Origin of the sequence: Planomicrobium stackebrandtii (assembly GCF_030814955.1) — a bacterium.
Classification (GTDB): Bacteria; Bacillota; Bacilli; order Bacillales_A; family Planococcaceae; genus Planococcus; species Planococcus stackebrandtii.
This window is the reverse complement of record NZ_JAUSWB010000003.1, coordinates 334818-358802: the sequence shown is the minus strand read 5'-3', so window position 1 is coordinate 358802 and position 23985 is coordinate 334818. Positions and strand designations below refer to the sequence as shown.

Genomic DNA, 23985 nt, shown 5'->3' with positions numbered 1-23985 from the left:
AGGAACATCCGAGCGTCTTTTCAGTTATTCTTCTATAAGACTTGCATAGACGATCAATCGTTCTTCCCTTGTACCTCGTTCAAAATCATAGGTGCCTGAGCAAGTAATTAAAACCAGCTCGGGAGATGAGGTATAGCCAAAGACCTTTGTAACATCCGCCAAGTCCAGCGGTACCGATTCCATCGTATGGACTTTGAATTTCAACGTGCTGTCTTGGTCCTGCACCATTACTTCATCCCCTAATTGAAGTTTAGAAAGATCCCAGAAAATCGCTGGACCTTCTACCCCATCAACATGTCCGGCAATAACAGCACGGCCATTTTCGCCCGGCTCGTATCCTGGAGAAAACCAACTGACGTCTTCAATGTTATCAGGCACCGCCATTTCACCATTCTCTGTGGATCCCAAATGCTGGACTTGTGCTTCCAGACTAATTGCAGGAATCTTTAGAGATGTCGGCTGTATACCTGAACGTTTTAATCCGTTGATCGGATTTTCGGTTGGAACCGGCTGCTGGATATTGGCCGCAGCCGGTTCGTCCAGTTTAAATCCTACGTTTTCAGATCGAACGCTTACTTCATCTTCTACAGGCTGCTGGCAGCCGGCCAATAAGATAATGGCCAGCAACACCCAAAGCTTATTGTTGAAAACGTTTTTTCCAGACAAGAGTGCTGGCTCCGATTAGGACTAGGGCTCCACCCAATAACAACCACATAGCCTGTGATTGGTCAGGAGTTCCCAGACCCGTAGTCGGCATGCCATCCGGTGATCCCGCTGCTTCGTAATCGACAAGCGCAATCACTTCCAGTGAATCCACTGTGTTTACTGCAAAGACGCTATAAACCGTATCTGCAGCTAATTCAGTGCCTTCCAATGGCAAAACTTGTGTTCCATCCGGCAAGCGGATTTCCAAATCATACGTACCTGCATCCAGCTCTGCATAATCCGTAATTCCAGGGAATTCTGCTCCGCTGAACAATGCGTCCCCGCCGATTACACCTACATCAACTGCCGGTGCATCCGGAGACAAATGTCCAACACGGACTTTCGTTTGCCCTTCTGTTACTTCCATTGAATCTTCCACAACCACAAATTCAATCGATTCCAGCAAGTTGGCTGCAGCAACTGTATAGGCTTTACCGGCTTCTACAGCTAAATCCGCCTGCAGTACACCTTCACCCGCTGCATATTCTGTTCCGCTTGCAAAAACTTCTACATCATGTGTTCCGGCCGGTACTTCCAAATAGCCTGAGTCGGCTTTAAAAGGTACTTCTTCAAGTGTTAAGTCTCCATTGACATAAACATCGACAGCAGGTGCATCCGGCGAAGCATGAACCACTCTGACTTTAGCAGTATGGCTATCTGCCATAACTCCCGAGGCAAGCAGCGAAAACACAAGAGCCAATGCAACAGAGAATGAAACTAAAATTTTCTTCATTTTTCCCTCTCCTTCATGTGTGTAGTTTTTGCACAAGTATTGTACAACTTATTTATAACCTAGAACTTTCAATTTCGCAAGTAATAATCCGACTATTCTGATTTTTGAATACAAAGAACTATATATGTTGAACTAATGATTTTCGCCTGCTGATATCCCGAAAATCTGATTTGCTTTCGAGCCCGCAGGATGCGGGTCATGCAATAGGCGCGACAGGATGTCTTAGCAGCAACTGCAAAGGCTTGCGCCGAAATCCCGTGGGAGTTTCTGCTTATTTTCTTCATATCTTTTTTGAATACAGCGAAAATATTGGCTTACTTTCACTCCACTACATCTCTTAGCACTGGCGCGTCAAGGAGAAAAAGACAGGCGTCCTTTGCCTGGCTTCTTTGCAGGAGCACTCGTCTGTGCTCTACCCTAAGCGATGGCAAAAGTTGACTACTTTAATGCAACATAATAGAGAATGATTGTATTCAACTAAATCCTATCTTTTAACACTCCACTTTATAGGACATAAAAAGGCAGGATTTCCTTCTTTCTCTACGGCCGTATATTTACAGTTATTACTTTTTAAGCAATAACTTCAGCTGCAGCTGCTATTTTAATCCCATTCATTGCTTGTGTCGCCAGCTTATCGGCTTCTGCGTTGGCTTTACGCGGTATTGAATTATACTCTGGCTGAATGCCCATTTCAGCTATTTTCTTCTCAATCCGGCTGATCCAAGGAGTCAGCTGTTCTTCGGCTACCGGCCACTCATTGGTCATGCCATTTATGACAATGCGGGAATCTCCGAGAAAGCGGACCGGAAGATGATGGACCTCAAGGTACTCCAATTCCTGCAAACAAAAATATAGGGCTGCATATTCCGATTCGTTATTGGAAATGAGGCTATCAAAAGTTGTATTTGCCTTCAGACGATAGGATTTGCCATTTTGTTCATAATAGATGACACAGCCAAGACCCGCTTTGCGTGTCAGGCGTTCGTAACCGCCATCAAAATAAACCACTACATTATGTGGTTCGGTTTCAATTCCCTTCAAATAGGCTTTCATTTCCTTTACAGTCCAGCTGCTGTCGAACCCGTCTACAAAAAGAATATTTTTTGAACGCCCGGTGCGCTCCAAGTCTTCAGCAATCACCAAAGCCATTTCTGCCGGCATTTCTTCTGAAGAAAAAATAGTTTCTTGCCCTTTTGGAGTTTTGTAGCTCCACTCTATCCGGATTTTCAAGCCCCAGCCTCCATTCTCTGCAAAATGTCCAATTTCCCGTTCTTTTTATAAGCATTATTCCCGATGAATTCAGCATTAAACGGTTATTTCCAATAAAATAGCCGGCTCATAATGAGCCGGCTTTGTACTTTTTATAGCGCTTTATCTTCCAGACGCTTTAAGTCGTCTTTATGTCCCATGATAATCAGTACATCCCCTTGCTCGACCATGTCATCTACCGCTGGAGCAATATTGACATCTTCCAACCTTTTGATTGCCAGGACGATGCAATTGAAATCCACACGAATGTTAAGATCGACCAATGTTTTATTGGCCATTTTGCCGGAAGCCACCAGTTCGATAATGCTGTAATCATGTGAAAGGTCTATATAATCCACAATTTTTTCCGAGTCGACATGATGGGCAACTCGAATTCCCATTTCTTTTTCAGGCTGGATAACACGATCCGCACCGACTTTATGCAGAATTTTCTCATGCTGCAAATCGCGTGCCTTGACCCATACCTTTGGCAAACCAAGCTCTTTCAACATCAATGTACATAAGACGCTGGCTTGGAGGTTATCTCCGATTGCTACTACTGCATGTTCAAAATTCCGGACCCCTAAAGATTTCAATTGGTTTTCATCTGTCGCATCTGCGATAACGGTAAAAGCCGCATAATCTCTTAAGGCATCTACTTTTTCCGGATCTGTATCTATAGCCATGATTTCATGTCCCAGGCTATGCAGCTCTTTGCAGACACTGCTGCCAAAACGGCCTAATCCGATGACCACAATCTGTTTTTTCACACGCTTCCCTCTTTTCTATTTCACCTTCATCTTACTTTATTCTCAAAATGGCTCGATTGCAATTAAAGGTGTTGGACTTTTCTGCGGGTAACTGATACAAAGAAACTATCAAGTCTTACAATTCAAAAAAAGGAGGTTGTCTATGCAAACTTTGAAGTATACATTAGTCGACGTTTTCACTACTCAATCTTTTGGCGGCAATCCGCTGGCCGTATTTCATGACGGTTCAGGATTGGATTCGAAAACAATGCAGCAAATTGCCAACGAACTGAACTTATCGGAAACAGCATTCATCTGTCCTCCCAAGAGACAGCAAAATCAAATCAGTCTCCGGATTTTCACCCCACAGGTGGAATTGCCGATTGCCGGCCATCCCACGATTGGAACTGCTTTCGTCGTGGCTTATCTAAAAATGCTTCCTTCTCAGGACAAACTGACCAAATGGACCATCGAGGAGGGTTTGGGAGACATCGCTGTAACTGTCTATAAAGACGGAGAAAAAATCAGCAAAGTTGAAATGATCCAGCCTTTGCCTATTTTTGGTGAAATACTGACAGGGCAAGCACTTGTTGCTGATTTACTGTCGTTGCCGAAAAGTGAACTGGATACCCGCTTTCCTATTCAAACGGTCTCATCCGGCCTGCCCTTCCTGTTTGTCCCTCTCCGATCCCTGGCCGCTATGAGAGAAATAAACTTTCGCATGGATGTCTGGGAACGCCATTTCAGCGGCGATCGCGACCGCCAGCATATTTTTGCCTTTACAACAGAAACAGAACACGAAGAATCCACTGTACACTGCCGAATGTTCGCCCCTGCCATGGGCATACCGGAAGATCCGGCAACCGGCGCTGCCGGCGGTCCTCTTGGTGCATTCCTTGTTGAGCATGGTGTCATCAAAAACCGCGAAGATGGAAGCTATTCCATCCGCAGTGAACAAGGCATTGAAATGGGAAGGCCCAGTTTTATCGATATCTCCATTACCAAGAAAAAACAAAAATACGAAGAGGTTAAAATTGGCGGCACTGCGATTGTTATCGGGCAAGGCCAACTCTATGTTCCTTAAATTTTGTATACCTAAACTGATCTGAATCAAAAATAAGTTCAATCATTTTTCAGTTTCCTCAAAAAGCATAAAAATCACTAAAACATTAAAACAATTGCAGGCTTCTGACACCCTGCAATTGTTTTAATGTTTTTTAATGACTAATTTTTCGTTTCTACATCGATCTTCTGACCAGTTCTCAACGATTCGTAGCAAGCGTCAATTACCCGCATATTCTTGATGGTGGCATCGGCTGTAATGGCAGGTGATGAATCCATCAAAATCGCATTGGAAAAATTCTCGATTTCCAGCCGGTAAATATCCCCTTGCACTTTTTCTTCTCGTACTTCCCGTTCTTTTTGAACAAGGATGATCCCTGTATTGTCATTAATATCCGGACGGAAGGCAAAGGGCACTTTAATCGTTCCCCCAGTGCCGACCAGCTCGTATTCATTTCTGCTGATCATCTCGAAGCTGCAGTCGAACAAGGCGTGGACTCCATTGCTCATCTTCATATGGACGATTCCAGTCAAGTCGATTCCTGTAACCGGATCGATTTCTCCCTGCGCTACGACTTCTACCGGCTCGGCATCTGTCAGATAGCGGATTGCTTGTATAGCATAGCATCCAACATCATAGATGCTCCCACCGCCCATTGCCTGATCCATTCGGATATCGCTTGAGCGATTCTGCAAATAAAACGAATGGCTCGATTTCACCAACTTGATTTCACCAATTTCGCCTGAAGCGACAATTTCTTTTACACGTGCATGCTGGGGATGCAATTGATACATAAATGCCTCCATGAATTTAACGCCATGTTCAAGGCAGGCTGCAACCATTTCTTCTGTTTCGGCTTCGCTTAGGGCAAAGGGTTTCTCGCAAAGGACGTGTTTGCCTTTTTTTGCTGAACGAATCACCCATTCTTTATGCAAATGATTCGGAAGCGGGATATAGACTGCATCAATTTCCGGATCGTCCAGCAGTTCTTCATAACTTTCATAAGCCCTTGGTATATTTAATTCTTGAGCTGCTGCATGCACTTTGCTGGTTCGGCTGGCTATCGCCAAGATTTCAGCATTGTCAGCGCGCCCAATTGCTGGAATTACTTGTGTTCTGCCAATATGTGCTGTACTCAAAACACCCCAACGAATTTTTTGCATCCTGTTCTCCCCTTTTCGAAATCTTCGTTTATCAAACAAACCGCTAAGAAAGCAATGCTGCCTCTTAGCGGTAAGACTCTATTTAATAGACACCTCTTATTTCCGGATGCACTTTCTCTTTATAGAATTTCGCCAATTGAACCATCTCTTCAGGCGAAAAATTCTTTGCATCAAGTGCCTTCAAGTTGTCTTCTGCCTGCGACACATTTCGGAATCCCGGAATGACCGAAGTGATGGCTTCCTGCTGCAAGATCCATTTTAGAGCGGCTTGTGTACGATTTCCTCGTCCATCTGCAATCCATGCAAGCTGATCGCTTAATTCCACACCTTTTGAAAACTCTACCCCTGCAAACGTTTCTCCGACATTGAATGCCTCTCCGTCGCGGTTAAAGTTCCGGTGATCGTCTGACTCGAATTGCGAATCCACTTTGAATTTGCCGGTTAATAACCCACTTGCCAGCGGCACACGGGCCAGTATTCCGACATTCTTCTCCAATGCTTTCGGAAGGAGCTCTTCCAGCGGCTTTTGGCGGAATAAGTTGAAAATCACCTGCAGACTGCTGACATTCGGATTTTCGAGGCATAGGAGCCCTTCCTCTACTGTTTCCACACTGACGCCGTAAGAACGGATTTTTCCTTGTTCCTTCAGTCTATCCAGTACTTCGAAAACACTGCCGTCTTTCAGAATTTCCATTGGCGGACAGTGAATCTGGTATAAGTCAATTTGCTCACGCCCAAGACGCTTCAGGCTTGCTTCGGCATAGTTTGAAACCTGTTCCATTGAGTAGGTTTGCGGGTCATGAATATCTCCTGCCCGGCAAAACTTGGTGGCGATATGGATTTTGTCGTGCTTTCCTTTTGTCGCTTTGCCTAATAGTTCTTCGCTGTGCCCATCACCGTAGACATCTGCCGTATCAAAAAAGTTTACCCCTTTGTCCATGGCGTATTCCAATGCTTTCAGTGATTGTTCATCATTGGTGTTGCCCCATGAACCGCCGATTGCCCAAGTGCCAAAGCTCAATTCGCTTATTTTCATCTCTGTCTTGCCAAGTTGACGATAATTCACTATTGCTCACCTCTTTTTTAAATTTGGTTTTCTTTACAGAAAAAACCTCAACTATTTAGTTGAGGTTCTATGGAGTCGACTACTTGCGGAATTCCAAAAGCCTGATATTCAAATCTTTGGTTTTCCCGTAAACTTCTTGATAGATCGGAAACAGCTTTCTGTACGTCTGCACGTTTTCTTCCATCGGTAAATAGTGCTGTTCTTCCTGCAAAAATGCATCTGCGCATTCTTGCAGTGTTTGGAACCAAGAACAGCCGAAAGCTGCCAGCATTGCTGCTCCCATACCCGGTCCCTGCTCACTGGTGAGACGGATGATTTTGGCATCAAAAATATCGGCCTGCATTTGGAGCCACTCTTCATTTTGTGCGCCCCCGCCGATGGATACAATCGTATCGATCGTTTTGCCGCTTTCCCGGAAAATTGAGATTGATTCGTTTAGAGAAAACGTGATTCCTTCCAGAACTGCACGCGCAAAATCTTTCCGGCGATGTGAGCCGTCCATGCCGATAAAACTGCCGCGTATCGCAGCATCTGCATGTGGTGTTCTTTCCCCAACAACATAAGGTGTAAACACCAATCCATTCGATCCAGCAGGCACACTATGAATATCGGCCAACAGTTCATCGAAGGATGCTTCTGGAGCAAAGGCATCTTTAAACCAGGACAAGCTGTAGCCTGCTGCTAAAGTTACCCCCATTGTGTAAAAGGCACCGGGTGCTGCGTGGTTGAAATAATGAACCTTGCCATCAAAGTCCTTATCTCCTCTAGCCTCATAAGATAACACGACACCTGACGTTCCGATGCTGCAAAATGTTTTGCCTTCTTCTAAAATTCCCGCACCGATAGCTCCACAAGCATTATCTGCACCGCCTGCAAAAACACGGGTCGAGGGGGAAAGCCCCGAAACTTCAGCAAATTCTTTTGTGACAGTACCTACTTCATCATGTGAATCTACTAATGGAGGGCATATACTAACATCAAGTTCCAATAAATCGCAGATTTCCTGGCTCCATTGTTTGCTTGAGACGTCCAACAACAATGTTCCCGCAGCATCTGAAAACTCCATTTCCAGCTTGCCGGTCATCTTATAACGCAAATAGTCTTTTGGCAGGACAAAGGATTTCACCTTCCCAAAAAGCTCAGGCTCGTTTTTTTGAACCCACAGAATTTTCGGCAACGTAAATCCTTCCAATGCCGGATTTTTTGTGATCTCCAGCAAGCGTTCCTGTCCGACCACATCATAAATCTGTTGGCATTGGGCTGTTGTACGAGTGTCATTCCACAGAATAGCGGGGCGCAATACTTTGTTATCGCTGTCCAGCAAAACCAGTCCATGCATCTGCCCTGAAAAGCTGATGCCTTCGATGTCTTCTGCATTTTCGCCGAAAGCACTTAGCATTTCCTTTAACCCAGCGGCGGTCTGCTCTACCCAATGCTTCGGATCTTGTTCACTGTAGCCATTTTTTTCATGGATCAATGGATACGATTTTGAAATAGTTTTTGCCACATTTCCTTGCTGATCCACTAATAGGATTTTTACAGCACTTGTTCCCAAGTCGACGCCAATTACATATTTCATAAAGTCAGCTCTCCCAGCCTGAAAAATTTCTTATTTAGCGAAAGCTTGCAGCAAGTATTGGTTGATGGTCGCTTTGATCTGCTCAAGGCGTCCAGATTGTTGCTTAATGTCAGTAATGCCGAATGCGTAGTCTTCGAGTTGGTGGAAGTCTGTGTTGCCATTAACGATATCCAGTCCGATGCCGTTTGTATACGTTTCGTAGCGGTTGCTCACTACATTTTCAAGCACTTTATCGTCGATCAGCTGCTGAGCCACTTTCAAGCCGACAGCAAAAGCGTCCATTCCTGCGATGTGGGCATGGAACAAATCATCCTGTTCGAATGACCCTCTTCTTACTTTAGCATCGAAGTTCAAGCCGCCGCGGCCAAGTCCACCGTTTTGAAGAATTTCGTACATTGCCAAAGTTGTAGACCAAAGATCAGTTGGAAATTCATCGGTATCCCAGCCCAATAGCGGATCTCCCTGGTTGGCATCGACAGAACCGAGCATGTTGTTGATGCGTGCATAATGAAGCTCATGTTCGAAGGTATGGCCAGCCAGTGTGGCGTGGTTTGCTTCGATATTAAATTTAAATTTATCATCCAGCTTGTAGCTTTGCAAAAATGCATGTGCTGTAGCTACGTCGTAATCGTATTGATGCGTAGAAGGCTCTTTTGGCTTTGGTTCGATCAGGAATTGTGCGTCAAACCCGATTTCCTTCGCGTAGTCAGCTGCCATATGATAAAAGCGGCCTAAGTTATCCAGTTCCAGCTTCATGTCCGTATTCAATAAGGTTTCGTAACCTTCGCGGCCACCCCAGAATACATAGTTTTCAGCACCGAGTTCTTTGCCGATTTCAAGCCCTTTTTTCACTTTTGCTGCTGAATAAGCAAAAACGTCTGCATGGCTTGAAGTTGCCGCGCCATGGACAAAACGCGGATGCGTAAAGTTATTGGCTGTATTCCAAAGCAATTTTGCTTTGCTGTCTTTCATGTATTCCTTGATCATGCCAACGATTTCATCCAAGTTCTTGTTGGACTCACGTAAGTTGCTGCCCTCAGGCGCAATATCAACATCATGGAAACAGAAAAATGGCACATCCATTTTTTCATAAAACTCGAAAGATGCCTCAACTCGCGCTTTGGCTAAGTCCATTCCTTTTAAATGATCCCATGTCCGAACCATGCTTCCTGCACCGAACGGATCTGAACCGTCCATCGTGAATGTATGCCAATAGGACACAGCGTACCGCAATGTTTCCTCCATCGTTTTACCATTAATTTTCTCTTCAGGGTTATAGAATTTAAAAGCGAATGGATTTTTTGAAGATGCTCCTTCAAATTTTATCTTTTCAATACCTGTGAAATGCGCCATGTTCCATACCTCCAATGTAATTTTAGTTCCAATCATATGTACCAATATTTAGACTAATTGATGAAAAGGCTTTCATTAAGGATTATAGCAAGTTATAATTAGTTTGTCTATTGGTTAAACAAAGTATTTACAATCAGATGAATGAATTTTTCTATCCAGTAAGGTATGATTTTACAGATTACTGAAATATAGGATCGAGGCGATTATCAATGAACACGGCTAGCCGCTCTATTTATGTTGCGCTGGAATGGATTACACGATTGGCCTATCTTAACTTTCTTTGGGTACTATTTTCATTGCTTGGAGGCGTTCTCTTTGGATTTTATCCGGCCACTACTTCGATGTTTGCCGTATGCCGGGAATGGCTGAAAGGAAATACAGATCTTCCTCTATTTCAAACATTTTGGTCCTTCTATAAGAAAGATTTCGTAAAAAGCAACATTCTCGGTATTGCCGTTTCGATTCTTCTGTTGTTTATTGTGCTGGACATTTTCTATATCCAGTCAAGCCCCGATCAGCAACTGAACTGGACGTATATTCCCTTGTTTGCGTTTATGCTGATCTTTACGTTTTTCTTGTTTTACCTGTTTCCGGTCTTTGTGCATTACGACATTAAAATACCGCATGTCATCAAAAATGCATTGTTTCTCATGCTGGTCAATCCAGCATCAACTGCCGTTATTGTTCTTTGTCTGGTTTCGCTGTTCTTTATCATGACACTTCTCCCAGCTCTGGCGTTTATATTCGGCGGCAGCCTGTATGCTTTTATCACCATGTGGATGGCGATGCATGCTTTTAATAAAACCCATGAAAAAGCTTCACACCAAAGGGAATCTCTCCCTTAATGTGTGAAGCTTTTTTGTTTATCCTTTTACAGCACTTGATGAAATTCCTTCAACTACCTTATTGCTGAAGAAGATAAAGGCGATAATGATCGGCAGAACGCTGATAACCAGTGTTGCGCCAATCGCCCCCCAATCCGTCATGTATTGGCCGATAAAGTTTTGAATGCCGACTGTCAATGTTTTGTAGCCTTCCGAACTGATGAAGGTGTTGACAAAAACAAATTCATTCCAATTATAGATCATGTTGATAACGATAGTAGTGGCTAAAATTGGTGTCGTCATCGGCAAGATAATCTGGAAGAACATGCGATGGATAGAACAGCCATCGATCACAGCAGCTTCCTCGATTTCATGGGGCAAAGTGTAGTAGAAGCCAAGCAAAATCATCAATGTTATGGGCAGATTATAAGCGGTATAGGTAATGACTATTGAAATTGGATTATCGATCAAGTTGACGCTCAAGAACATGCTGTACAACGGAATCAATGCCGAGTGAATGGGAATCATCAACCCGACCATAAACAGGCCGAGCACCAAGCCGCTCAATTTCCATTTTAGCCTAGTGATGGCAAAAGCCGCCATACTCGCAAAAAGGACTGTCAAAATGATGGCAAGGACGGTGATCCAGACACTATTGAAAAAATACGTTCCAATACCGCCATTCCAGACTTTTTCATAATTCTCCCATCGGAATTCTGATGGCAAAGCAAACGGAGAACCTGCAAAAATTTCGTTATTATCTTTTAAAGAGAATAGGAAAAGCCAGACCAGCGGCAAGATCTGAAACAACCCAACAACTATCAGCGCCAGGTAAAGAAAAAAGTAACCAATGCGGCCCATTTTCGTGCCTCCTTTAATATTCGAGTTTATCTTTTGTCTCTGTCAGTTTCCGTACGATAAACGTAACGATCAAGGTGATGATCAACAGCAGGAAGCCGATGGCACTGCCGTAGCCGAAGTTGTAGTTGGAAAATGCGAGTTTGTACATATAGGATGCCATAACTTCACTGGCGCCATTTGGTCCGCCGGCAGTCATTACATAAATCAAATCGAAATACTTAAGAGAACCCACTATTGCCAGGACAATCGTTACGCTGACCACTTCTTTGATCAATGGCAGTTTGATGCGTGTCGCAATCTGAAAAGGCGTAGCCCCGTCGATTCTGGCCGCTTCTATCAGCGATTCCGGAATGTTTTTCAAGGCCGCATAATAGATCAGGATGTAGAAGCCGGCATATTGCCACAAAATCGGAACGAAAATGGCAAACAGTACAATAGAAGGATTTGCCAACCACAGCGGCGGATTTTCCACGCCGATGCTCATCAGGAAGACATTCAGGATGCCGTTTGATGGGTTGTAGATTTTTACCCACAATTGGGCAATTGCGACTGAAGACAGCAGCATAGGGATCAAGTAAATTTTACGCAGTAAATCTGCCCCTTTGATCTTGGAAGCCAATATAAAAGAAACAGTCAAATAAATGATTAAACTTAATGTGGAAAAGATCGCCAGTAAGAACGAATGGAACGCACTGTTCCAGAATAGCTTGTCTTGAATTCCAGTGATGTAATTTTCTAAACCGATAAAAGTTTTCTCTCCGATTCCATCCCAATCCATCAAGCCATAATAACCGGACAAGACCAGGGGAATGAAAACGAGGATTAGGAGCAGGAGGAGAGCAGGTGCAATATAAAAAGCGATATAGAACTTATTCGACATTACTTTATTCATACGATTCAACCCCATATCTTAGAAAATACAAGGGGACATTCCTTACTTAGGATATGCCCCCTCTTTTTAATTAGATTTTCCCTTTGGAACTCTATTTATTCTGATGAAAGGGCTTCTTCATGATTTTCAGCAAACTCTTCCGGAGTGATTTCATTTCCAAAAAGGGCCTGAACAGAATCCAAGTGAACTTGAGCCACATCCGGGCTCATCTGAACATCCGCAAATAATGTAATGTTTGTTGCCCCATTCAATTCATTTAGGATATCAACATACATTTCCGGCAAATCCAAAGTTTCAGCATCCACTTTAGTGGCAGGAATTACTCCCGCTTTCGTTACAGCTTCTTCTCCCCAAGCTTTTACAAAATAAGCTGCAAAATCTTTTGCTTCTTCTTTTACTTCCGATTCTTCAGCGACAAACAGTCCAACTCCAGGACCGCCGACAAAACTGCTCGGATCCCCTTGCCCTTCAACAGTCGGGAAGTTAAGATAGCCGATCGAATCTCTGAATTCCTGAGGAACACTTTCGTTAGTTGTAAAGTTTGGAAGATCCCAAGTTGCGATCAAGTACATTGGCGATTGTCCGCTCATGAACATGGATTTGGCTTCTTCGTCTGCAAGGCCGTTAAATCCATTGACAAAAGCGCCAGAGTCAACAAGTTCCTGTGTTTTAGCAGCTGCTTCAACCAGTGCCGGGTCTTCAAAAGATCCTGAACGGTCAATTGCTTTATTCAATACCTCTGCGCCGCCGATTCGGTCAGCGAGATACATATACCACATAGAGCCTGTCCAAGAATCCCGGTTGCCTAAAGCAATTGGCTGAATTCCGGCATCGTTGAATTCTGCTATGGCAGTTTCAAGCTCCTCGTAAGTCTCAGGAGGTGTGATGCCCTGTTCCTCGAACATTGCCTTGTTATAATATAAAGAAACAATGTTCAATTCCAATGGAAGTCCGTAAGTAGCTCCGTCCAATGCATAAGCTTCTGTCGTTCCCGGTACAAACGCGTCGCTCAAATCTTCTTCGATCACATCATCCAGCGGTGCAAACATATTGCCGCCAACATAAGGTTCCAAAAATCCAGCTGCCCAAGTCAAGCCGACATCCGGAAGATCCCCAGATGTGGAGAGAACTCTCAATTTATCTTTGTACTGTTCGTTGCTCAATACTTCGAGGTCGACTGACACCCCTTCGTTTTCTGCTTCGTACTCAGCGATGATTTCATTTACCACATCATAATGTTTTTTCGAACTGCCTTCCGGCCATAAATGCATGAATTTTATTTCTGTATCAGATGCCCCCGATGCATCACCTGTTTCGCCGGAATCCGAGCAGCCTGTTAAAACCATTGACAAAGCAAAAGCGGATGATAGAAGTGTAAGCGTTTTCTTCTTTCCCATTTTTTCTCTCCCCCTCGTTCAATTTAGTATTACAACAATTTTCAGATTGTTGTATGCGGTTTCATTGTAGCAAATATATTTTTGTTAGTCTAGTGGCTAAACAAAGTTTTATTTTCATGTTAAAATGCTCATATGACAAGCTTTATTACTCAAAAGGTAAAAATGAAGGTACAATATAAAGATATACTTTCAGCAAATTTATAACTATGTAAGTGGGCAATAGCAATTTTACAGTTCAGTTTCCGGCAGAACCTTGCCCCATTAAAAAATCGTTGCCATTGAACTTTCTCATTTTTTTTGGGCAGTCTTCCTAATAAAATTACTTTAAAACATTCTTAAAAGATAAAGGAGTGGATAAACATGAATATTAGAGAAAATAGGACTTGGAATCATCATGTGGTAAAAGAGGGAAACAAATCCCTGGTCTTAAAAAAAATCATTAACCACTCCCCTATTTCCAGGGCAGCTGTAGCTCAAGAAGTCGGTTTAAACAAAGGCACCGTATCTTCCCTGGTAAATGACCTGCTGGAAGATCATTTGATTTATGAATCCGGTCCTGGAAAATCCAGTGGCGGCAGACGCCCCGTAATGCTGCTTTTCAATGAAAAGGCTGGATATTCGGTAGGCATAGATATTGGAGTCAATTACCTGTTGGGCGTGTTGACGGATTTGAACGGCAATATCTGCAATGAAAAAGAAGTCACCTTTAAGAATTTATCGTATGAAGAAATTGAACTGCAGCTTTTCCATACCATCGATTATCTGATTGCCTCCGCACCTGAGAGCCCACACGGCATCATTGGCATTGGCGTCGGTGTACCGGGAATCGTCGATAACCATGGAGAAATCTTGCTCGCTCCAAACCTTAAGTGGAAAAACCTGAATTTAAAGCTTGTTCTTGAAAACAAATACCATTTGCCAGTCATCATTGAAAATGAGGCAAACGCAGGCGCTTATGGAGAAAAGAAGTTCGGCGCCGGAAAAGATTCCAAGCACATTATCTATGTTAGTGCAGGCATCGGTATTGGCGTCGGTTTGATATTGAATGGCTCTTTGTATAAAGGCTCAAACGGCTTTTCAGGAGAGCTCGGGCATATGACCATTCAAGTGAACGGACCTACATGCCGCTGCGGCAATAAAGGATGCTGGGAATTGTATGCGTCTGAGCAGGCGTTGCTGACCGCTGCTGAGAAAATGAACCTTCCTTCTTTAGCTGGGAAAGAGCTGGAGCTGAGCGATCTTCTGGCACTTGCCGAACAGGGCGATCCAAAAGTGATATCCCTGTTTGAACAGGCAGGCGACTATCTCGGTGTCGGCATCAATAATATCATCAACAGCTTTAATCCCCAGCAGGTAATTATCGGCAATCGAATGGCTTCCTCCTATAAATGGCTGAACAAGACGCTGACTGATCGTGTGTCGAACCAAGCTCTGTGGTTCCAGCAAAATGACTTGACCATCTGTTTCTCAGAATTGAGTACGTTCTCAAGTGCTTTAGGCGTTTCTGCTTTTTCAATTGAAAATTTCCTTAGCGTCAGCATGCAGCAAAAAGTAAGCTTGAATGTGTAAAACATCTGATAACGCATGACGTGCCGATTTCCATTAACGGAGATCGGCTTTTTTATGCCTTAAATCTTAACTATTTCAAAAACTTAGTTTACTCGCTAGACTAAGTGATGTATGATCGTTTATAAGTTACTATATATGTTGAACTAAAGATTTTGATTTGCTGATATTCTGCAAATCAGCTCCGCTTTTGGGTCTTACAGGATGCAGGTCTTGCAGTTGGTACAACAGGGCTTCGCGATAGCAGCTGCCAAAGGCTTCCGGGAGTTCCGTTGATTGGCTCCATCTCTTTGATGGATACAGCGAAAAACTTAGGCTTGCTTTGATTTCACTCTATCTCTTAGCGCCGGCGTGCCCAAAGCGGTTTATAACATGAACATTCTTAAGTTCAACTTATCTAGCTGAATCTTGTAAGCACTTACACATTTTGAATGGAGGATGAACAACAATGAGCGTGATCCAAAATCCGATTTTAACTGGTTTCAATCCCGATCCATCTATTTGCCGTGTTGGAGAAGATTACTATATTGCCGTTTCCACATTTGAATGGTTCCCCGGGGTAGGCATTTACCACTCTAAAGATTTGAAAAACTGGCGGTTGATTTCTAGGCCCTTAAATCGCTTGAGCCAATTGAACATGTCAGGCAATCCGAACTCCGGCGGCGTTTGGGCTCCTGCCTTGTCGTACAGTGATGGCCAGTTTTGGCTGATTTTTACGGACGTTAAAGTAACAGAAGGCCAATGGAAAGACTGCCATAACTATTTAGTTACGTGTGAAACAATCGATGGAGAATGGTCAGAACCTTCGTATCTGAACAGTTCTGGATTTGATCCTTCTCTCTTCCATGACGAGTCGGGAAAAAAATATTTCGTTAATATGTACTGGGACCATCGTGTTGGGCATCATCCTTTTTACGGCATCGTCCTGCAGGAATTCGATCCGGCAACGCGTAAGCTGATCGGTGAATCCAAAATCATCTTTAAAGGCACTGATATTAAATTGACCGAAGCGCCGCACCTCTACAAGATTGGCGAGTATTATTACTTGCTGACAGCAGAAGGCGGAACGAAATACGATCATCAGGCGACCATTGCCCGCTCGCACCAAATTGATGGGCCTTATGAAGTCCATCCTGAAAATCCATTAATCACTTCATGGCCATACCCAAGAATCCCGCTTCAAAAAGCCGGGCACGCTTCGATTGTTCAAACCCATACTGACGAATGGTTCCTGGTGCATTTGACAGGACGCCCGCTGCCGCAGGAAGACCAGGCTTTATTGGATCCACGTGGTTTTTGTCCACTTGGCCGGGAAACTGCTATCCAGCGGTTGGAATGGCGAGACAATTGGCCGTTTGTCGTCGGAGGCAATCAGCCGGCTTCGCAAATTGAAGGTCCCGCCATTGAAGAAGTTACCTGGCCGGCAGATTTCCCTGAAAAGGATGATTTCGATTCTGCCAAATTGAACAGACATTTCCAGACGCTGCGCATTCCACTTGGCGAAGAAATCGTTTCGTTGAATGATAAGCCTGGCCATCTCCGCCTCTACGGACGCGAATCGCTGACTTCCAAGTTCACTCAGGCGTTTGTGGCAAGGCGCTGGCAGCACTTCAACTTTACTGCCGAAACGAAAGTCGCCTTCCAGCCAACTACTTTTCAGCAAGGTGCCGGACTTGTAAACTACTACAACACGGAAAACTGGACCGCTCTTCAAATTTCCTGGCATGAAGAAAAAGGCCGCATTCTTGAACTTACAGTGTGCGACAATTTCTCCTTCTCGCAGCCGCTTCAAGGAGAAGAAATCAGCATTCCTGAAGAGATTGAATACGTTCATATGCGTGTGGAAGTAAGAACAAAAACTTATATGTATTCATATTCTTTCGATGGCGAGAACTGGGTTACGCTGCCGATTAAGTTCAATTCTTCTACACTGTCAGATGACTATATTCAAGGCGGTGGATTTTTCACCGGTGCATTTGTCGGCATGCAATGCCAGGATTTGTCCGGCCAGCAGCAGCCTGCTGATTTCGATTACTTCGTCTATAAAGAATCAAAAGAATAAGCCCACAGAAAAGGCAGCCCCGGACTTAGTGTCTGGGGCTGCCTTTAGCTTGTAGACAAAAGAATAGTGATGAAATTCAATGAATGACTCCTCATTTTTCTTGGTTGTACGGGATCCTGCGCTCCAGGCGGACGCTTTCCGCGGGCTTGCGCCGAACTAACTCGGACTTGGGTCCGAGTGGATTTCGGCACTTCGCTATCCCGCAGGAAAGACATTGGTCGAAGCTAGCGAGACCAAGTCTTTGCGACGAAGCTAGCGCAGCGATGCAGGAGCACATGTTGGCCCTTCGCCGCCTTGCGCTCCGGATCCTGGAGTGACGGAATGACCAGGCTGGTTGGAGTTCTTTTTATGGAAAAACGAACTAATGAGTTTCTCCCTTTGATTAAAGTTGCATGCTCCCAACCGGGCTGGCCACGAAGACTTCTGTGGAATCAGCGAAAGCTGAAGACCCCGCAGGAACGTAGTGACGAGGAGGCTGAAGCTGAGCCCACGAAAAGCGAAGTGGCCGGACCGGTTAGGATGATACACTGCTATTCATTTTGATTAGATTTTGTCTATCCTGCGTTTTCTGCAGAAATTTTTTTCCGCTGTTCGCTGCGGGCGGCAGCAAATTTAACGAACGGCACGATCAATACCGACAGAAACAAAATTCGGAACAGCTGAAACGCCGTTACGACGGTTACATCGGCATGAACCGATGCCGCGATAATGCCCATCTGGTCAAGTCCCCCCGGCACCACGCTCAGAAAGCTGGTGGAAAAACTTAGTCCGTAGAGGTCCTGCAGGATAAAGCTGATGCCGTAGGCAAAGGCGATCAACACAGCACTCGAAAAAAAAGAATAGAAAATCATTCGTTTTGTCAATTTCAAATCCTCTTTCTTCAAAAGCAATCCAATGTAAATACCGATGAATAATTGGGCGATGTGCAGGAAAGAGCCTGGCATGACCGGCACTGCTAGACCAGCCAGATTGAATGCCATGATCAGAAAAACTGGCCCCAGCAAAAAAGCTGTGGGCACTTTTATTTTTTGTGCCAGCATCCCCGCTCCATAGCATAGCACCAGCAACCCGAGGAGCTGCAGGGAATACTCCCCTTGTCCCAGCTCTTCCACATGGGAAGATCCGCCGTTTGCAACGATAAATGGAACAATGGCGACAATCAATAGGACACGGAGAACATGATAAAATGTCACCGCCGTCAGATCAATGGTTTTCTGCTCTTCTGCAAACGTTATGATTTGCGACAAGCCTCCCGGGACGCAGCAGGTCATCGCTGTTGCCTGATCCACTTTTGTCCGGGAAGCCATCAACGAACTGATAAAGAGGAAAAGGACGAAAAAGACGATATTAATCACTACCATCGCCAAAAAATAATGCCTCATCCCTTGCAACGCTTCAAGCGTAAAGGCAAAGCCGATAACATAACCTGCTACTACCAATCCGCTATTGCGGAAACGGGAATGCCATTTCAGCGAAACCGGTGTAAACAATTGCATGAGCAAGACTGCAAACAAAGGGCCCAGCAGCCAGGGCATCGGCGCACCTGCGGCTACAAAAATCCCTGCGCCAGCTAAGCCGATTGCAAAAGCTTTTGCCATCGGGTGAATCGTCATATGGTCATCTTCTTTCTAAAACTTTAACAGCTTATTTCATTAGTATAACTCCTTCAAGCGATGAAATATATCCCTCTATATTTCACAAAAGCCACTCATCAAGTCGTTTTTTTAATCCTGTCGCTTGCCGCCTAAAAATTTATCCATAAACTCTACAATCATTGTATTCATATGGATATGGTTTTCCATTTTCTCGGTTTGATGTCCTTCATCTTCAAAAATGATCAATTCCACATGCTTGTCCTGATTTTTTAAATCAGCAGTCAGTTGCTCTGCTTCGCTTACGGGGACGCGTGTGTCATTTCGTCCATGAAAAACCAATAAAGGCGCTTGGATGTTGGCAGTATGGTTCAAAGGCGCAATCTCTTCAAAAAAGTCGCCATCGTCTTTTAATGAACCATACTCGTATTCGCGCATAGCCCGTCTCCAGGATCCGGTGTTTTCCAGAAACGATTTAAAATGTGAAATGCCTACGATATCCACGCCCGCCGCCCAGACAGCCGGATAGCTCGTTAAAGCTGCAAGCACCATAAAGCCGCCGTAACTGCGCCCCATGATTCCGATTTTGGCACGGTCAGCCCCATGGCTGCTCACCAGGTCTTCTGCCAGTTCTTTCAAATCAGCAACAGAATCCATCCGCTTCCGCACATCGTCGAGCTGCACATATTCCCTGCCATAGCCCATGCTGCCGCGGACATTTGGCGCCGCAACTGCAAAACCATTGGCAGCTAAAAACTGGATAACCGGATTGAATTCAGCACGGATCTGGGATTCTGGGCCGCCATGCACATAGATCACAACCGGCTGGGAATACTCCTGTTTTCCATATAAAAAGTAAGGGACCCGCAAGCCGTCAAATGAAGAGAAACTGCATAGTTCCGGCTCCAACCATAAGTGTTCCACTGTTTTATCTTCACCAACATGGGTCAGGCGTTCGCTTTGGCCAGTGTCCACTGAAACTTTCCAGATATCTCCCGGATAAACGGGGCTTTTCAATCCCAAAACCAATTCATCTTCCGCTAACCAAGAAAGGGATTCGAAGACACCTGAAGGGATTTTTTCAATCATCTTTTGTGTTTGATTATGCAAATTGTAAATGCCCAGTCTTGAAATGCCTCCCTCGTTTATGGTGAAGGCCAGCTGAGAATTATTCGGGGACAACTCAATTTCTTCGATATCCCAGTCTTTCACTGAATGAATTTCATCCAATTCGTAAAGTGATTCAAAAGAAAATTGTCGGATCGATAAAGTATCTCTTCCGACATCCGACACAATTAACCCTCCCTTCCCATCTTTAGTCAATTGAATAGAATGGTGTCTTCCTAAAACATCTTCCGAACCGATTTCCATTTTTTCTTTGGTCTCGATATTCAGTACATAATAGGATTGGTCGATATTCGTATCCGGTATGCTTAAAATTAAACTTTGTCCATCTTTCGTCCAACAAACCGGGTTGCAATTAGCTTCCGTTTCGTAGATTGCCTGCTCCTTCTTTTCGTCGAGATCGACTATAAAGACATCGAAATATCCTGGATGGCGCCGGTTGCTGGAAAAAGCGATTTTTGTTTCGTCTGGAGACCAGCCGCCAAAATGATGGAAATGGTCTGGCGATACAACCAATGCTTCTATGTTTGATCCATCGCTGTCCATCACATAAAACTGCTGCTTTTCATTGCCTTTATGATCCATGCCTACTATGGTCTTTTTTCCCGAAGGCGAATGGCTGACCAGTAATATGCGGTCTTCCAAATCAGTAACTTGCTCCACATCATTTGAATTTCCGTTCCACTTCCACACTTGTGGAAGCCCCGTTTTTTTTGATAAAAATGTAAAAGTTCGTTGATTTGGAATTACTTCTGGCTGCGATGCACCCGTTACGTTCAAATAAGCAAATAAATCGTGAGTTGAAATATCCGACATTTCGATTCCCCTCTCGTTTTAAAGAAAATTCCTATTTTATCAGAAATATCAAACTTTTTAAAAAGGAATTTTATGTTAGTTTATAGCATCTTTTTTTATAAATCAAATAAAGGCAGTTTCTGCATTTCTACTATTCAGTATGAATTCATCTCTCTCTTTGCTAGAGCTTGTTCCTTATTTAATGTAAAATTAGTCAACGCTTAAATCTTTGCATAAAAATCAAAGCATGTTTATCATGCCATCTCCATAAAGCTTTTTACTCAAAACTATTTTAAAGGAGAATGAATAACTGTGAATAAAGAAAAATTAAAAAAGAGGATAGACGCTGCCAATAAGCAAACGAAAGTGGATCTTGTAATTCGACACGCCTCCATCGTCAATGTTTTCACGAAGAACCTTACAATGGGCGATGTGGCAATAAGCGATGGTGTCATTGTCGGCATTGGTGAGTATGAAGGAATCCAGGAGATCGATGCTACCGGAAAATTTGTCGCACCCGGCTTGATCGATGCACACGTTCATATCGAATCATCCATGGTGACTCCCCAGCAGTTTTCGCAGGTAGTCCTTCCACATGGCGTCACCACAGTCATCACAGATCCACATGAAATCGCCAATGTCAGCGGGACAGCAGGATTGGAGTTCATGCTAAAGGATTCTGAAGCCAGCCTGCTCGATATAAAGGTTATGTTGCCATCATGTGTACCGGCTACTCTTTTTGAAACTTCAGGTGCAAAGCTATCTGCAGAACAACTGGCACCCTTTTTAGATCGGGAACAGGTGCTGGGCTTGGCAGAAGTTATGGATTTCCCAGCCGTCTTGCGCGGAGAGGATGCCATGCTGGATAAACTCCTGTTAAGCCAGCAAATCGATGGCCATGCGGCTGGACTCAGTGAAAATGATATCAATGTTTATGGAACTGCTGGAATTTTAACCGATCATGAATGTGTAACCAAAGAAGAGATGATCATGCGCTTAGAGCGCGGCCTGTACGTTATGCTGCGTGAAGGATCCGTAGCCAAAAACCTCCACGCTTTACTTGAAGGTGTGACTGAAAAAAACGCGCAGCGCTGCTTATTCTGTACCGACGATAAGCATTTGGATGATTTGATTGAAGAAGGCAGTGTGGATTACAATGTCCGGGTCGCCATCAAACAAGGAATAGATCCGATTACGGCTATATCCATGGCGAGCATCAATGCCGCACAATGCTTCGGCTTACGCCAGAAAGGTGCTATTGCTCCCGGCTATGACGCCGATTTTCTGCTGCTCGACAGCCTGGAAGAATTCCGCATTTCGGAAGTTTATAAAGATGGCCAGCTTGCAGCGCAAAACGGCCATTACATGGGACCTGTCGGGGAGAAAAGCGAAACTTCCGCCGTACAGAACACAGTCCGAATAGCGGATATCTCTATTGACAGTTTGCAAATCCCAATGGGCCACAGCACTCAGGCACATGTGATTGGCATCAATCCAAACAATCTGATCACGGAGCATTTAATTGAAGAAACTCCGGTAAACGATGGCTTTTTTGTTTCGAATACCTCAAAAGATTTATTAAAGATCGCTGTCATTGAGCGCCATCAGGCCACCGGCAATATCGGCCTCGGCATCGTCAAAGGGCTTGGCCTTAAAAATGGTGCCATCGCTACTACTGTTGCGCACGATTCACATAATATCATCGCTGTTGGAACGAGTGACGAAGACATTAAGGCTGCGGTCGAGGCTCTTCACAAACTGAAAGGCGGATTGGCAATTGTCCAGGAAGGCAAAATATTGGCCAGTTTATCTCTTGGCATTGCAGGCTTGATGTCGGAAGAACCCTTCCCTGCAGTGTATGAACAACTTAAAACGCTTGACCAAAGCCTTTTGAAGATTGGCGCACCCACTCATTTCAATGCTTTTTTAACCTTATCTTTCCTGTCTTTGCCGGTTATTCCCCATTTAAAGTTAACCGATTGCGGATTGTTCGATGTCGCCAGCTTCCAGCATATCGAAGTGGCTGTAGCTTCAGAATAAACATCAAAAGACCGGGGCTGTCTCATAACTACAAAATATAAAACCGGCAGAGAAAAGGATTGCTTTTCTTTGCCGGTTTTTAAACGAGCTGACGGGAATGGAAGCGGCGACTCTTGCGGGAGCAGCGTAGCGACATCGTAAGAAATCCACTCGGGCGTTTAGCCCGAGTCAGTTCGGCGCAAGCCCGCAAAAAAGCGTCCGCTGGAATGGACGTCAGCCCCTTTTGGGACAGCCCCGGTCTTTTAGTCAGCTCTCTGTCACGAGGAGGCAGGATGGGTCGCTGGCCCATTCATTCAGCGATCCGTCGTAGACGGCTACGTTTTTTTGGCCAAGTTTATTGAGGATGAGCGAAGTCCAGGTGGCGGCAATTCCTCCGCCGCAATAAGTGATGACTTTTTTATTCGGATCCAATGCACCAATTTTTTCAAATGGCTCCCGCAGTACAGCATCGCTGAGCATACCTTTCGTCTCCATGTCGGCATGACTGCCAAAAAAGACATTGATGCTGCTTGGGATATGGCCTTTTCTCGGATATGAATCTGTCTCGCCTCTGTAATCCTCGGGCGATAGGCTATTGATCAAGACAATATTGTCATCGCCAGTCGCCTGCTGCACGTCTTCTTTAGTGGCAAGCAATTCCGGACGACGCTGCCCGGTAAAGGATGCAGGTGAATAATTTCCTGGAACAGCCGTCAACGGACGGCCTTCCGCTTTCCATTTCGGCAATCCGCCATCCAGGACGGCAATATTTTCAAACCCTTCATACTTCATCTGCCATGCCAGCCTCGAAGCCCAATAGGCCGCAACCACTGGATTTTCCACAAGTGCCCCTTGATCGTAAATAACGGTATAGTTGCCATCCCCTATACCAAGTCGGGTCATTTTTTCGATAAAATGATTCCGCGGCGGCACCATGAATGGCAACGGGGATTCCGGGTCCGACAGGTCATTCAGCAAATCGGCGTAGACTGCTCCTGGAATATGCGCTTCTTCATTGGAAGCTTTTCCTGAATAGACAGAAGGCGGTCCGCCGTTTTCGGACATTTCCATAAACGTTGTTGCATCCACGATGCGCAGCTTTGGATCACTCAAATTCTGCTCCAGCCAATCCGTACTGACGATTAAAGGTATTTGTTCCATTATGCAGCCTCCTCACTTTTAAACCGACAAAT

19 protein-coding genes are annotated in these 23985 nt (G+C 44.6%); 5 read left to right on the top strand and 14 right to left on the bottom strand.

The genetic code is table 11. The features are described 5' to 3' along the window. Positions 1-24: 24 nt before the first annotated feature. From QOZ98_RS07755 to QOZ98_RS07740, 4 genes are all read right to left on the bottom strand, one after another. On the bottom strand, positions 25-666 hold the full coding sequence (locus QOZ98_RS07755; protein WP_308786902.1) for a class F sortase: 642 nt from the start codon (positions 664-666) through the stop codon (positions 25-27). Continuing rightward, a complete protein-coding gene (locus QOZ98_RS07750) occupies positions 638-1438 on the bottom strand; it encodes a DUF4397 domain-containing protein (protein ID WP_308786901.1) in 801 nt (266 codons plus the stop codon). The genes QOZ98_RS07755 and QOZ98_RS07750 overlap by 29 nt, the downstream gene beginning before the upstream one ends. A 570-nt stretch (positions 1439-2008) precedes the next feature. Next, positions 2009-2668 carry a reverse transcriptase-like protein gene (locus tag QOZ98_RS07745; RefSeq protein ID WP_308786900.1) on the bottom strand — a complete coding sequence of 220 codons (660 nt, stop codon included), beginning with the start codon at positions 2666-2668 and terminating at the stop codon, positions 2009-2011. 131 nt (positions 2669-2799) lie between these two features. Then, the gene (locus QOZ98_RS07740; protein WP_142828383.1) at positions 2800-3456 is read right to left on the bottom strand and encodes a potassium channel family protein; all 657 of its coding nucleotides are present in this window, start codon (positions 3454-3456) and stop codon (positions 2800-2802) included. Between the two features lie 142 nt (positions 3457-3598). Here QOZ98_RS07740 and QOZ98_RS07735 point away from each other — a divergent pair, with 142 nt between their 5' ends. After that, positions 3599-4519: a PhzF family phenazine biosynthesis protein gene (locus tag QOZ98_RS07735; protein WP_308786899.1), complete on the top strand. Its 921-nt coding sequence runs from the start codon at positions 3599-3601 to the stop codon at positions 4517-4519. Positions 4520-4659: 140 nt separating this feature from the next. On the opposite strand, the gene QOZ98_RS07730 is transcribed toward QOZ98_RS07735, so the two are convergent. From QOZ98_RS07730 to xylA, 4 genes are all read right to left on the bottom strand, one after another. Further along, positions 4660-5661, bottom strand: a complete 1002-nt coding sequence (locus QOZ98_RS07730; RefSeq protein ID WP_308786898.1) for a Gfo/Idh/MocA family protein — start codon at positions 5659-5661, stop codon at positions 4660-4662. A gap of 82 nt (positions 5662-5743) precedes the next feature. After that, on the bottom strand, positions 5744-6727 hold the full coding sequence (locus QOZ98_RS07725; protein WP_308786897.1) for an aldo/keto reductase: 984 nt from the start codon (positions 6725-6727) through the stop codon (positions 5744-5746). A gap of 79 nt (positions 6728-6806) precedes the next feature. Next, the gene (xylB, locus tag QOZ98_RS07720) at positions 6807-8306 is read right to left on the bottom strand and encodes a xylulokinase (RefSeq protein ID WP_308786896.1); all 1500 of its coding nucleotides are present in this window, start codon (positions 8304-8306) and stop codon (positions 6807-6809) included. 30 nt (positions 8307-8336) lie between these two features. After that, complete coding sequence (gene xylA, locus QOZ98_RS07715; RefSeq protein WP_308786895.1) at positions 8337-9659, bottom strand: xylose isomerase; 1323 nt, start codon at positions 9657-9659, stop codon at positions 8337-8339. Positions 9660-9868: 209 nt separating this feature from the next. On the opposite strand from xylA, the gene QOZ98_RS07710 reads away from it, so the two are divergent. Then, on the top strand, positions 9869-10504 hold the full coding sequence (locus tag QOZ98_RS07710; RefSeq protein ID WP_308786894.1) for a YesL family protein: 636 nt from the start codon (positions 9869-9871) through the stop codon (positions 10502-10504). 18 nt (positions 10505-10522) lie between these two features. Here the strand turns inward: QOZ98_RS07710 and QOZ98_RS07705 are convergent, their stop codons facing one another. The 3 genes from QOZ98_RS07705 to QOZ98_RS07695 form a co-directional block, all read right to left on the bottom strand. Continuing rightward, a complete protein-coding gene (locus QOZ98_RS07705) occupies positions 10523-11344 on the bottom strand; it encodes a carbohydrate ABC transporter permease (protein WP_308786893.1) in 822 nt (273 codons plus the stop codon). A 13-nt stretch (positions 11345-11357) separates the two neighbouring features. Further along, a complete protein-coding gene (locus QOZ98_RS07700; protein ID WP_142828370.1) occupies positions 11358-12236 on the bottom strand; it encodes a carbohydrate ABC transporter permease in 879 nt (292 codons plus the stop codon). A 95-nt stretch (positions 12237-12331) separates the two neighbouring features. Then, on the bottom strand, positions 12332-13633 hold the full coding sequence (locus QOZ98_RS07695) for an extracellular solute-binding protein (protein WP_308786892.1): 1302 nt from the start codon (positions 13631-13633) through the stop codon (positions 12332-12334). Between the two features lie 366 nt (positions 13634-13999). On the opposite strand from QOZ98_RS07695, the gene QOZ98_RS07690 reads away from it, so the two are divergent. Both QOZ98_RS07690 and QOZ98_RS07685 read left to right on the top strand, forming a co-directional pair. Beyond that, positions 14000-15202, top strand: a complete 1203-nt coding sequence (locus QOZ98_RS07690) for an ROK family protein (protein ID WP_308786949.1) — start codon at positions 14000-14002, stop codon at positions 15200-15202. Positions 15203-15647: 445 nt separating this feature from the next. Further along, the gene (locus QOZ98_RS07685; protein ID WP_308786891.1) at positions 15648-17261 is read left to right on the top strand and encodes a glycoside hydrolase family 43 protein; all 1614 of its coding nucleotides are present in this window, start codon (positions 15648-15650) and stop codon (positions 17259-17261) included. 554 nt (positions 17262-17815) lie between these two features. Here the strand turns inward: QOZ98_RS07685 and QOZ98_RS07680 are convergent. Together QOZ98_RS07680 and QOZ98_RS07675 are read right to left on the bottom strand one after the other, a co-directional pair. After that, positions 17816-18874: an AbrB family transcriptional regulator gene (locus tag QOZ98_RS07680; RefSeq protein WP_308786890.1), complete on the bottom strand. Its 1059-nt coding sequence runs from the start codon at positions 18872-18874 to the stop codon at positions 17816-17818. Between the two features lie 111 nt (positions 18875-18985). Next, positions 18986-20794: a S9 family peptidase gene (locus QOZ98_RS07675; protein ID WP_308786889.1), complete on the bottom strand. Its 1809-nt coding sequence runs from the start codon at positions 20792-20794 to the stop codon at positions 18986-18988. A gap of 291 nt (positions 20795-21085) precedes the next feature. Here QOZ98_RS07675 and ade point away from each other — a divergent pair, with 291 nt between their 5' ends. Next, positions 21086-22813 (top strand): adenine deaminase, encoded by a 1728-nt coding sequence (ade, locus tag QOZ98_RS07670; protein ID WP_308786888.1) that lies wholly within the window; start codon positions 21086-21088, stop codon positions 22811-22813. Between the two features lie 246 nt (positions 22814-23059). On the opposite strand, the gene QOZ98_RS07665 is transcribed toward ade, so the two are convergent. Further along, positions 23060-23953, bottom strand: a complete 894-nt coding sequence (locus tag QOZ98_RS07665; protein WP_308786887.1) for a sulfurtransferase — start codon at positions 23951-23953, stop codon at positions 23060-23062. Positions 23954-23985 lie beyond the last annotated feature (32 nt).

Excerpts from the sequence above, each read along its gene's own strand:
- QOZ98_RS07705 (WP_308786893.1), bottom strand. The coding sequence starts at position 11,344 with ATGGGCCGCATTGGTTACTTTTTTCTTTACCTGGCGCTGATAGTTGTT.
- QOZ98_RS07750 (WP_308786901.1), bottom strand. The coding sequence starts at position 1,438 with ATGAAGAAAATTTTAGTTTCATTCTCTGTTGCATTGGCTCTTGTGTTT.
- QOZ98_RS07680 (WP_308786890.1), bottom strand. The coding sequence starts at position 18,874 with ATGACGATTCACCCGATGGCAAAAGCTTTTGCAATCGGCTTAGCTGGC.
- xylA (WP_308786895.1), bottom strand. The coding sequence starts at position 9,659 with ATGGCGCATTTCACAGGTATTGAAAAGATAAAATTTGAAGGAGCATCT.
- QOZ98_RS07730 (WP_308786898.1), bottom strand. The coding sequence starts at position 5,661 with ATGCAAAAAATTCGTTGGGGTGTTTTGAGTACAGCACATATTGGCAGA.
- QOZ98_RS07695 (WP_308786892.1), bottom strand. The coding sequence starts at position 13,633 with ATGGGAAAGAAGAAAACGCTTACACTTCTATCATCCGCTTTTGCTTTG.
- QOZ98_RS07675 (WP_308786889.1), bottom strand. The coding sequence starts at position 20,794 with ATGTCGGATATTTCAACTCACGATTTATTTGCTTATTTGAACGTAACG.
- QOZ98_RS07685 (WP_308786891.1), top strand. The coding sequence starts at position 15,648 with ATGAGCGTGATCCAAAATCCGATTTTAACTGGTTTCAATCCCGATCCA.
- QOZ98_RS07735 (WP_308786899.1), top strand. The coding sequence starts at position 3,599 with ATGCAAACTTTGAAGTATACATTAGTCGACGTTTTCACTACTCAATCT.
- QOZ98_RS07710 (WP_308786894.1), top strand. The coding sequence starts at position 9,869 with ATGAACACGGCTAGCCGCTCTATTTATGTTGCGCTGGAATGGATTACA.
- xylB (WP_308786896.1), bottom strand. The coding sequence starts at position 8,306 with ATGAAATATGTAATTGGCGTCGACTTGGGAACAAGTGCTGTAAAAATC.
- QOZ98_RS07665 (WP_308786887.1), bottom strand. The coding sequence starts at position 23,953 with ATGGAACAAATACCTTTAATCGTCAGTACGGATTGGCTGGAGCAGAAT.
- QOZ98_RS07700 (WP_142828370.1), bottom strand. The coding sequence starts at position 12,236 with ATGAATAAAGTAATGTCGAATAAGTTCTATATCGCTTTTTATATTGCA.